The following is a 10,483-nucleotide window of genomic DNA, read 5'->3' as shown; positions in this document are numbered from 1 at the left end:
TGAGCGCATAGGCGTGGGGTTGCGCCTATGGGAGAAGTAATGCAAAAAAATTAGATTACATATTGTATTTATAAACTTATGTAAAAATACGAAAATTTTATAATGCAAAAGGAGATATGAATGAGCAGCATTTTGGGATTCCCACGCATTGGGAAAAATAGAGAACTAAAAAAAGCATTAGAAAACTTTTGGGCAAATAAGTGTAGCCAAGATGAACTCGAGAGGGTTGCAAAAGATTTACGCGCAAAGCATTGGGAAGTGCAAAAATCCCTCGAATATGTGTGCGTAAATGATTTTAGCTTCTATGATAATATCCTAGATCTTGCTTATGCGCTCGGGTGTAAGCCCCAAAGATTTAAACATCTCAGTGGCTTGGAGGGGTATTTTGCGATGGCAAGGGGGCATAAAGATGGTGTAGCGTGTGAAATGACAAAATGGTTTAACACTAACTATCACTATGTCGTGCCAGAGCTTAGTATTGATGATGAGTATAAAGCCGATGCAAGTGGCATCATCACACAATATAACGAGGCAAAAGCTCTTGGATTTAAGCCTAAAATTACACTCATTGGTATTTTTACATTATTTGCATTAAGTAAGGTGATTAAGGGTGAGTCAAAGGAAATATTCTCTAAGCTAAAGAGTGCTTATTTTGATCTTATTGAGCAAATTGCAAAGTTAGATTCACAAGTGATTGTAGAATTTAGCGAACCTATTTTTGTAAGGGGATTTAATAGCGAGATTTTTGGGCTAGAGTGTCAGCAGGGAGGCAGTGCGATTGAGTGCATTTACAATACTATTGCTAAAAAAGGTATTCAAGCCATTGTAAGCACATTTTTTGAGCATAGCAATGAACTCACAGAGATTTTACTCAAAACTAACATTTATGGCATAGGACTTGATTTTGTCGCTGGTACTCAAAATATGCAGAGTCTAGAATCCATTGCAAAAAGTGATAAGGTGCTGTATGCAGGGGTGATTGATGGGCGCAATATTTGGGTAGCAGATATAGAATCTAAACTTGCGCTTTTAGATTCTATTGCGCGTGTTGTGCCAAAAGAGCGCATTAAAGTAAGTGCCTCTTGCTCTTTGCTTCACGTGCCTTTTAGCAAAGAGGGGGAAGAAAAAATAGAGAGTGAAATTCTCTCTTGGCTTAGCTTCGCGCAAGAGAAGATTCAAGAAATTTGTGTGTTAGAGCATATTTTTCAAGGCACACAGAATGCACAAGAAGAGGCATTTGCAAAAGAAAATAAGACTATCAATACAGCGCGTAAAAATTCTACCAAAACAAACAACAAAGCCGTGCGTGAGCGTGTAAAAAGTTATGATAAAACACAAAGGGCAGAGCCTTTTGCTAAACGCATTAAAGTGCAAAAAGAACACTTTAATTTTCCTATACTCCCCACAACAACCATTGGTTCATTTCCTCAAACACCAGAACTTAGGGCATTGCGTTTAAGTTATAAAAAAGGACAGATTGATAAGGCGCAATATGAGGAGGGCATCAAAACTTATATTAGAGATTGTGTAGCATTCCAAGAGGAGATTGGTATTGATGTGCTTGTGCACGGAGAGCCCGAGCGAAACGATATGGTGGAGTATTTTGGTGAGCAATTAGAGGGCTTTACATTTAGTCAAAATGCGTGGGTGCAAAGCTATGGCAGTCGCTGCGTGAAGCCACCTATTATTTTTGGTGATGTCGCGCGTCCAAAACCAATGACGCTTGAGTGGATTAGCTTTGCTCAAAGTCTCACAAAAAAAGTGATGAAAGGAATGCTTACAGGTCCGGTTACGATTTTAAATTGGAGCTTTGTGCGCGATGATTTACCACGAAGCGCAGTATGTGAGCAAATCGCGCTATGTATCGCCGATGAAATTAATGATTTACAAAATGCAGGGATAAAAATTATTCAAGTTGATGAAGCTGCTTTCAAGGAGGGTTATCCTTTGCGCGCTGAAAACATCAAGGCTTATGAGACTTGGGCATTAAAATGTTTTAAGAGCGCCACAGCCATTGCGCATTCTCAAACTCAGATTCACACTCATATGTGTTATAGCGAGTTTAATGATATTATTAAAACCATTGAAGCCCTTGACGCTGATGTAATCAGTATTGAAACAGCTCGCAGTGGCAATAAATTATTAAAAATCTTTAAAGAAGTGGGCTATACGCACGAAGTAGGTCCGGGTGTGTATGATATACATAGCCCTAGAATCCCAAGTGTGGAGGAGCTAGAGAAGCAAATCAAAGCCCTGCTTGAGGTTTTACCTAAGGAGCAGTTGTGGATAAACCCAGATTGTGGGCTAAAAACACGTAAATGGGAGGAAGTAAAACCTAGCCTTGCACACATCGTAGAGGCAGTCAAAAAAGTGCGAACAAGCTTATGAAGAAAAAGGCTTGAGTGAAAATAATGAGTAAAGAGCAAGGTGTGCAATCCTGTGGAGATGCAGAATCTGTGGGGGTGGATACTCCTTCTTTTTTTGCAGATTCTATTGATGCTGTGGTGGCAAAAATACAATCACCTCACCCATTTTTGAGTTTTGAATATTCTCCGCGCGTGAGTGCAAAGCTTGATAGGAATCTCATAGAACAGCTCCAGCATATCTCACATATTGATGCTTTTGTTTGCACAGATTCTCCTCTTGCGCGTTTTAAGCCCTCATCAATTTTAAGCTCAATCAAGTTGCAACAAGCCCTCAAAAAGCCTGTAATTTGCACACTTTCGATGCGAGATAGGAATTCTATTGCGCTTTGTGGGGATATTTTAGCGGCAAATGAGTTTGGGTTGCGTCTCTTTTTAACGCTCACAGGCGATAGTATTAAATATGGAGATTGCTTAGAATCAAAAGGTGTTTTTGAAGATAATTCCTTAAAACTCGGCGCGATTATTGATAATCTCAATGAGGGGAGGGCTATTAATGGCAAGACACTTAGGGAAAAAGCAGAGAGAATCTATAATTTTCAAGTCATAAATGCCTATGCGAATAATTCTCAAAGCCTTATCAACAAAATGCAAAAAAAGCTTGAAGCTTCTCATATATCCGCATTTTTTACTCAACCGGTATATTCTCTTGAGGCGGCTGAATTTTTGCTCACAAATTTAGAGAAGCTGAATATTCAAAATAACACTCATTGCGCCCTTGTGCTTGGTTTTTTCCCTGTGCTAAGTTATAAGGGTGCGCTTTTTTTACGCGATAAATTACCCGGTGTGTATATCCCAAATCAATGGATACAAAGCCTTGAGAATGCTCATAAAAAAGGCATAGAGGAGGAAAAAAAGGTTGGCTTAGAGCAGTCTTTGCAATTATTCAAGCAGATTCAAAAACTCCATAATAAATTTCATTTTATGAGTGCAAATAATCCTGCCTTACTTGAGCATTTCCTTTAAGATTTACAGAAGGTGGCGATATGTGTTTTGATGTTTGTATGAGGAATAAGTCGAGCTTGAAAATGAAATTTTCTTTGTTAGTAAAATTATGTTACTATCACAGCCCACTTTAAGTAAAGGAGAAATTCTATGGGACTTTATGACAGAAATTATATGAACAATTTAAACGCTTCGGCACAAGGTGTTGCAGCACAAGATACCGCACTCGTAAAATTTGTAAAAACAACTTATTTATTTTTTGCGGCGAGCTTGTTTTTTGCTTTCATTGGCGCAATAGTTGGCTTTATGTATCTACACCTTGTTTTTGAGTATCGTATGATATTGTTTATTGCTGAAATTGCTGCCCTTTTTGGCTTGATGTTTTCTCGTTCAAAGCCGGGCTTAAATATTGCGATGCTCTTTATTTTTACCACACTCACTGGTGTTGTGGCTACACCTCTTGTATATATGGTAGCAACAAAAGCAGGAGTTGGCGCTGTTGTTTCCGCATTTGCGATGAGCACAATCGTATTTGGCGTAATGAGTATTTTTGGCTTAAAGACAAGAAAAGATTTGGCAAATATGGGTAAAATGCTTTTTATTGCACTTATTGTTGTTTTTGTTTGCTCAATTGTCAATATTTTCCTTGGCAGCTCAATGTTTCAAGTGCTTATTTCAAGCGCAGCAGTGATTCTTTTTAGTATCTATGTAGCATATGATACACAAAATATTATACGCGGTTTGTATAGTAGCCCTGTTGATGCAGCGATTGCATTGTATATTGACTTCTATAATATTTTTATGAATCTTCTTGCACTCATTGGTCTTTCAAGTCGAGACTAATTTTTAAGAGAGGATATGTGAAAGCATATCCTCATTTTTGTATCTATGATAAGGGCTTTAAGCCCTAGCTCTCTTCTAGAATCTTCACAAGTATTTGTTCTAAATCATTCTCATATAAATGGGTAATCTGCTTAAATTGAGTGCGATTAAAGGTATTTTGTCGTTTGGCAAGTTGGCAAGTGTGAAAAAATATTTGCTCTTGCAATGCACTAAGTGAGGGAATTTTACCCTGCAAAAAGCTTACGCATTCTTTTGTGCCAATAGCTTTAAGCGCACAGGCAGATGCGCCATAAGATTCTAATATCTTTTGTGTTTCTTCTACAATGCCCTTTTGTATCATTTGCTCACTTCTTTTAGCAATGCGCTCTCTAAGCTCCTCTCGCTCACGTAAAAGCGAAAAAATCTTAATAGGATAAGCAAAAGGCTTTTTGGAATGTATAGCAAAGTAGCTACTTGGCGGAGTATTTGTGGCTTTAAAAAGTGCAAGGGCTTTGTGGATTCTATATGAATCTGTGGGGGTAATGCTCTGTGCATATCTTTCATCAATCTCTTGCAGGATTTGATATTGTGTGTGTAAGTCTCCTAGTGAATCTACCCATTCTTTATATGCTTCCAAAGGTGGCATAGGACTTAATCCCTCTATAATGCTTTTTAAAAAAAAGCTACTTCCTCCTACAATGAGTAAAGTCTTATCGGGTGGAAAATGTGCAATCGTCTCTTCAAGGAGCGAGGCAAAAAGCATCGCATTGCATTTTTGGTTTGGCTCAAGGAGATTGAGTGCATAATAGCGCACTTGTTCTTGTTCTAGGGCGGTGGGTTTAGCAGAGGCAATATCGATATATTTGTAAATGCTTAAAGAATCAAGACTAAAAATCTCGCATTGATATGCCAAGGCTAAGCGGTGGGCAAGGGCACTTTTGCCACTCCCACTCGCTCCAAGTATGGCAATAAGCTTCATTGAGGAAGCAAGGCATAGTAGGATTGCAAAAAGACTTTGTTTGCTTCTCCATTAAAGGTGCGCAATTTGAGTGTATTCAAAGCAAGTTCAATAGCATTGACTACCCAAACGCTTTGCTCTAGCGGAATAAGCCCCATTTGATTAATGCGTATAATACTTGTTTTAAGTTTATCCTGTCCTCCCGCGACATTGAGTTTAAAGTCATTTTTTAGTATTTTTCGAAGCTGTGCGGCATTTGCCTCATCATAAATGGTATTCATCGCAAGGGCGGGATTTTTAGGATAAATTTTAAGCCCTAAAGATTCTAAAGCCTTATGTGTGGCAAGACTTCTTGCTCTTGTCTTGGCATAAACTTCCCTAAAATTACCATTAACGATTTCAAAATATTTTGCCAAACCTGTGATAATTGTTGTGGGTGCAGTCCAAGCTGTTGTGTTTTGGGCTTGATTTTTAAGCTCTGTTTTAAGGTTGAAATAAAATCCCACATCGCGTGCATTTGCAAGTTCTATGGCATATTGAGAAAGTCCTATAATGCTTAAGCCCGGTGGAAGCATAAAGGCTTTTTGTGAGCCGCCAATGAGTGCATCAATATGACTAACATCAATCTCCTCTACTCCCATTGCAGTAATTGCATCAACCACAACCACAATGCGTGGATTATAAGCCTTGATAGCTTTTGCAATTTCCTCGACATTATGGCGCAATCCCCCTGCAGATTCACACATTTGGATACAAAAACAATCCACATCTCCCTCATTCTTAAGTGCCTCAAGCACACTCTCTACACTTGCGGGAGTATCCCAATCATTGACAATCTCTTTATGGGGAATCTTATGCGCTTTGGCGATTTTACCAAAACGTTCTCCAAACTTACCGCTGTTAATACTTAGCATTTTGCTTTGCGCAAAGGTGCATACACACGCTTCCATAGCCCCACTTCCACTACTTGCGAGCATAAGGACTTCAGGCATTTGAAGTAGCTCTAAAAGCCCTGCTCTTGCTTTGGCAAAAATCGCCTCAAACTCTGGGGTGCGGTGATGCAGGGTTGGCTCACCCATCGCATTGCGTATAGATTCTGGCACAGGCGTGGGTCCGGGCGTAAAAAGTAGCATAATGCCTCCTTATATAAAATAAAGCTACATTATACTTGAAATACTCTTATTTTTAACTATTTGACATCATTTAAGCACAAAGGCTCACAAGCCTTTAATGCTCTTTTTGCTTTTTTGCCTAGAATCTTGTGCAAATATTTAGGGTGAGCGCCACCATTTGGGCGCAATACAGCGATATTATCCGCATTGAAACGCTCACCTTTTGCTATATCTTTGCTTATCCAAATGCTCCGCGCGAATTGTCGTCTTTTTGCTTTTGTCTCTAATGAGATTTTTGGATGCGCTTCTCCTAAGGCAAGTTTGGCTTGACGCACTTGCTCTACCATTGTTTGAAAGGCATTTTTATCCATACTAAAGGCACTATCCACGCCACCTATGGAAGAATCAAGTATAAAATGTTTTTCAATCATACTCGCTCCTAAGCTTGTAGCAACAATGGGCGCAAGTGAGCCAATTGTGTGGTCAGATAAGCCAAATTTGATATTGTATTTTTTATAGGTTTTGGCAAGCTCGGGCATAGCGGCGATATTTGCGCTCTCTATGGGAGCAGGATACTCACTGATGCAATGCAAGAGTGTAATATCTTTGGCATTGTGTTTATGGCAGAGTTCAAGTGCGGTTTTTATTTCTTTATGCGTAGCTACGCCGGTAGAGAGGATAATAGGCTTCTTGGTTTTAGCAATAGCTTCTATAAGTTCATAGTGCATTACCTCAAAACTTGCTACCTTATACATAGGGCATTGCAAGGATTCTAAAAATGCCACGCCTTGCACTGAAAAAGGAGAGCTAAAAACTATTAATCCAAGTTCTCTAGCCAAAGAAAAAAGCTCTTCGTGCCATTCCCAAGGTGTTTGTGCTTCTTGGTAGAGATCATAGAGGTTGCGTTTATCCCATAATGTCCCGCCACTGATGCAAAAATGTGGTTTATTTGATTGAAGTGTGAGGCATCTTGGTGTGTAGGTTTGCAGCTTTACCCCATCAGCTCCGCATTCTTTGATGGCACGGATAGAATCTTTTGCAATTTGGAGATTCTGCTGATGATTTGCGCTTAATTCAGCAATGATAAGAGGGGTTTTGGCTTTCATTGGCACTCCTTATACATTAAAATCACATCATAATATCGTCTTTGCTCCCCGTCTTTGTGGAGTATGAAATGATGTAATACGCCCTCACGGGTATAGCCATTTTTTTCATAAAATTTTAATGCGCGTTCATTATGGCTTAATACTTCAAGATGAAGGGTATGGAGGGCTAAGTGATGCGTGGCAAAAGATTCTAAAAATGCAAGAATTCGCGCTCCTTTATTATCTTGTGTGCATAGAGGATTAGCGTATATGCCAATAAAGGCGTGTTTATGGTTTGGATTGATACGCGTAAGTGAGCCTACGCCGATGTATTCATCATTGTCTTTAAAAAGCCAATATTGCTTTGATGAATTATTTTGTAATTCTTGGAGAAATGCGCTATGTGATGAGGGGTTGATATGTGTGGCATACATCCAACGCGCAACATCTTTATGATTGCGCATAGAGAGAACAATCTCGCTTTGCTCTTGGTTTAAATGCGTAAAGGGCAGAGCAAGCAGCGAATCTGCTTGTGTGTTTTGTGTGTGAGATTGAGTGTAGGTCATATCATTTACTTGTGCAAAAAGTGTGCAGAGAGCTTGAGGGAGCAAAGCCCCAAGAGAAAGGCTATGAAGGGTATTTTGAATAGAATCCAAACTTACATCATTAAAAGCTAAAGCAAGAGAAGATGCGTTATCTTCATAAGAAAATGTGTGATTGTGCAAAGTATGCTCACACCACGATTGTAAGATATAAAGCGCATCAAGTGGGTTTTTAGCAGTGGCTATTGCTCCCTTTTTTGCCCATTGAGTGATGTGGAGATGTTGATTTGGAGCAGATTCTATAATAATACTTGGCACTTTAAGCAGGATTAGCTCAAGCATACTCCCACCACCTGCACTTATAGCATAATCGCATTCTTTGGCTTTTGCTAAAAAATCTTGTGGGCAGAGGTGGCGATAAATGCTTATATGTGCGTGGAGATGTGGTTCAAGAAAGAGATGATGTGCATAGCCATTGCCTAAGATGATATGAAAATGGCAATGTGTAAGGGCAGACGAAGTAAGCAGATGTGAGAGATGATGAAGTATCTCTTGGGTAAGATTGTCTTTATCGACACCACCAAAATTCACAAAAATATTGCAACAGGGCGCACAATCTTGTGTATTTTTTAATGCAATAGGGCTTTGAGGTAATAGAATAGGTGGTATGATATAGTCCTCTCCGCACCAAAGATGATAGTTTTTATGTGCAAAATGCTCTTGTATATGGGGAGTGGGATTAAGAATATAGCTTTGTGGTGGATACACATCTCGCAGAGTATCATCAAGGCAAATAAGAGCTTTGCTTTGAGATTTTAAGCGATAATAAAACCACTCTTGCGCTTCATAACTATCAACAATAGCAATATCAAGCATTTGGGGTTGGGTAGAGAGCCATTCGTAGTTTTTGCATTCATAGCTTACATATTGAGGCATTACCTCACCTAATAATTGTGCTAATGGCGGGGGGGTAAAATCCCCACGATTGTGCAAAGTAATGGCATTTATTTGCTTTGTTTTGGCGCATAGGGCGATGAGTTTCACACATCGATAAAAATGCCCCAAGCCATATTTTGCCCCACTTTCACAAAAAATATCAACACGCATATAATCCCTTTTTGCTTTGTGTAATGGAGTAGCAAAGGGAGTTCCACAAAAGGCGATTTGTTTAAATATGTGAAGTTGTAACGAAAAAAGCTACATTTTTTGACGCAAGAAACTAAAAGGGGGCAGAGGCAAGGGGAGTTTAAAGGCATTGGTATTGCCACTATGAATAGAGCTTAGTTCATTGCCATTTTCAAGGCAGATTTTATCAAAGCGCATCATCTTTATGCCAGATTCTTCATAAATTTCACCTAGCTCACTTTTGCCACAAGCGACATCTGCCTCAAAGGGAAGCACAATCTCTTTTGCCTCACCTTGTGCAATAGTGTGCTTACACACCGCAAATAAGCCATTTTCAAGCACCTCGGCATTAACTTGATAATTGCCATTACTGATAGCAGTGAGGTGATTTTGAGTGTTGTTTTTCTCATAAGGGCGATGAATAATATAGCCAGAGGTAAAGCCACGATTTTTAAGAGTATTAAGCTCATTAGCATAGAATGCACTTTGATTCTTGCCTGCATAAAAATCATCAATAGCCGCGCGATATGCCCTAGCTGTGATTCCTGCATAATAATGTGATTTCGTGCGCCCCTCGATTTTAAGCGCATCAATAACATTAGATTCTAGAATCTCGTGGATATGCTCACTTAAGTTTAAGTCCTTAGAATTAAAAATATGTGTGCCTACCCCCTCTGTCTCTTCAAGTCTCATCATCACGCCATTATCGGGGTTTTTGACATAAAGCTCTTTGGAGTTAAATGGAATAAGCTCATCATTTGTTTTATTACGCACAAAATATTCATAATCAAATCGGCAATCATTTGCGCAACTCCCACGATTAGGCACACGCCCACTTTGCAGAGCAGAGATAAGGCATCGCCCCGAAAAAGCAAAACACATACTGCCGTGGATAAAAATTTCAATCTCTAAATCAGGGAGCTGTTTTTTAATCTCTTTAATGTCTTTGAGGCTTATCTCTCGTGCAGCGACAATGCGTTTTACACCCATTTCATAATAGCTCTGCGCATCAAGGACATTAAGCACATTTGCTTGAGTGGAAAGGTGGATAGGAATGTGGGGAGCGATTTTTTGAGCAAGGCGCACTACGCCAATAGCCGCTACAATAAACGCATCTGGCTTCAAACTTGCCATTTTTTCAATATGAGATTCTAGGAGCTTAAGTTGAGAATTAAAAGGGAAGCCATTGATTGTAACAAATACTTTTTTGCCTAGAGCGTGGGCGTATTCTACACCTTTGGCAAAATCCTCAAAGCTAAAATTTTTTCCTGCTCGTGTGCGTAAAGAAAAATGACTTACCCCCCCATATACTGCGTCTGCACCATAAGCAAGAGCGATTTTAAGCTTTGTGAGATTCCCTGCAGGAGAGAGGAGCTGGACTTTTTGGGATTTTGGAGTTTGGGTAGAATCTTGTGCCATATCATTATTTTTAAGAATCTTTGCTAGAGCATTTGGATTTTTTACTCATCTC

General features: G+C 39.4%; 8 protein-coding genes. 3 read left to right on the top strand and 5 right to left on the bottom strand.

Annotation, left to right across the window (positions count from 1 at the left end):
• Positions 1 to 120: 120 nt before the first annotated feature.
• The 3 genes from metE (at position 121) to J1E28_RS04270 (ending at position 4,211) form a co-directional block, all read left to right on the top strand.
• Entirely contained in the window at positions 121 to 2,388 is a 2,268-nt protein-coding gene (metE, locus tag J1E28_RS04280; protein ID WP_291027107.1) for a 5-methyltetrahydropteroyltriglutamate--homocysteine S-methyltransferase, read from the top strand.
• Between the two features lie 23 nt (positions 2,389 to 2,411).
• On the top strand, positions 2,412 to 3,389 hold the full coding sequence (locus J1E28_RS04275) for a methylenetetrahydrofolate reductase (RefSeq protein ID WP_291027105.1): 978 nt from the start codon (positions 2,412 to 2,414) through the stop codon (positions 3,387 to 3,389).
• Positions 3,390 to 3,518: 129 nt separating this feature from the next.
• Entirely contained in the window at positions 3,519 to 4,211 is a 693-nt protein-coding gene (locus J1E28_RS04270) for a Bax inhibitor-1/YccA family protein (RefSeq protein ID WP_291027103.1), read from the top strand.
• Between the two features lie 64 nt (positions 4,212 to 4,275).
• Here J1E28_RS04270 and miaA read toward each other — a convergent pair whose 3' ends face one another.
• From miaA to J1E28_RS04245, 5 genes are all read right to left on the bottom strand, one after another.
• Positions 4,276 to 5,169 (bottom strand): tRNA (adenosine(37)-N6)-dimethylallyltransferase MiaA, encoded by an 894-nt coding sequence (gene miaA / locus J1E28_RS04265; RefSeq protein WP_291027101.1) that lies wholly within the window; start codon positions 5,167 to 5,169, stop codon positions 4,276 to 4,278.
• Positions 5,166 to 6,281: an alanine--glyoxylate aminotransferase family protein gene (locus tag J1E28_RS04260; protein WP_291027099.1), complete on the bottom strand. Its 1,116-nt coding sequence runs from the start codon at positions 6,279 to 6,281 to the stop codon at positions 5,166 to 5,168. The genes miaA and J1E28_RS04260 overlap by 4 nt, the downstream gene beginning before the upstream one ends.
• A 56-nt stretch (positions 6,282 to 6,337) precedes the next feature.
• Positions 6,338 to 7,366, bottom strand: coding sequence for a pseudaminic acid synthase (gene pseI, locus J1E28_RS04255; RefSeq protein ID WP_291027097.1), 1,029 nt, complete (start codon positions 7,364 to 7,366; stop codon positions 6,338 to 6,340).
• Entirely contained in the window at positions 7,363 to 8,994 is a 1,632-nt protein-coding gene (pseH, locus tag J1E28_RS04250) for a UDP-4-amino-4,6-dideoxy-N-acetyl-beta-L-altrosamine N-acetyltransferase (RefSeq protein ID WP_291027095.1), read from the bottom strand. The genes pseI and pseH overlap by 4 nt, the downstream gene beginning before the upstream one ends.
• 90 nt (positions 8,995 to 9,084) lie before the next feature.
• A complete protein-coding gene (locus J1E28_RS04245) occupies positions 9,085 to 10,431 on the bottom strand; it encodes a peptidase U32 family protein (RefSeq protein ID WP_291027093.1) in 1,347 nt (448 codons plus the stop codon).
• Between the last annotated feature and the right edge of the window lie 52 nt (positions 10,432 to 10,483).

This window comes from Helicobacter sp. (assembly GCF_022511165.1).
In the GTDB taxonomy this organism is placed as follows: domain Bacteria; phylum Campylobacterota; class Campylobacteria; order Campylobacterales; family Helicobacteraceae; genus Helicobacter_C.
Note: the sequence above shows the minus strand (reverse complement) of the source record. Positions and strands in the feature narration are given on the sequence as shown.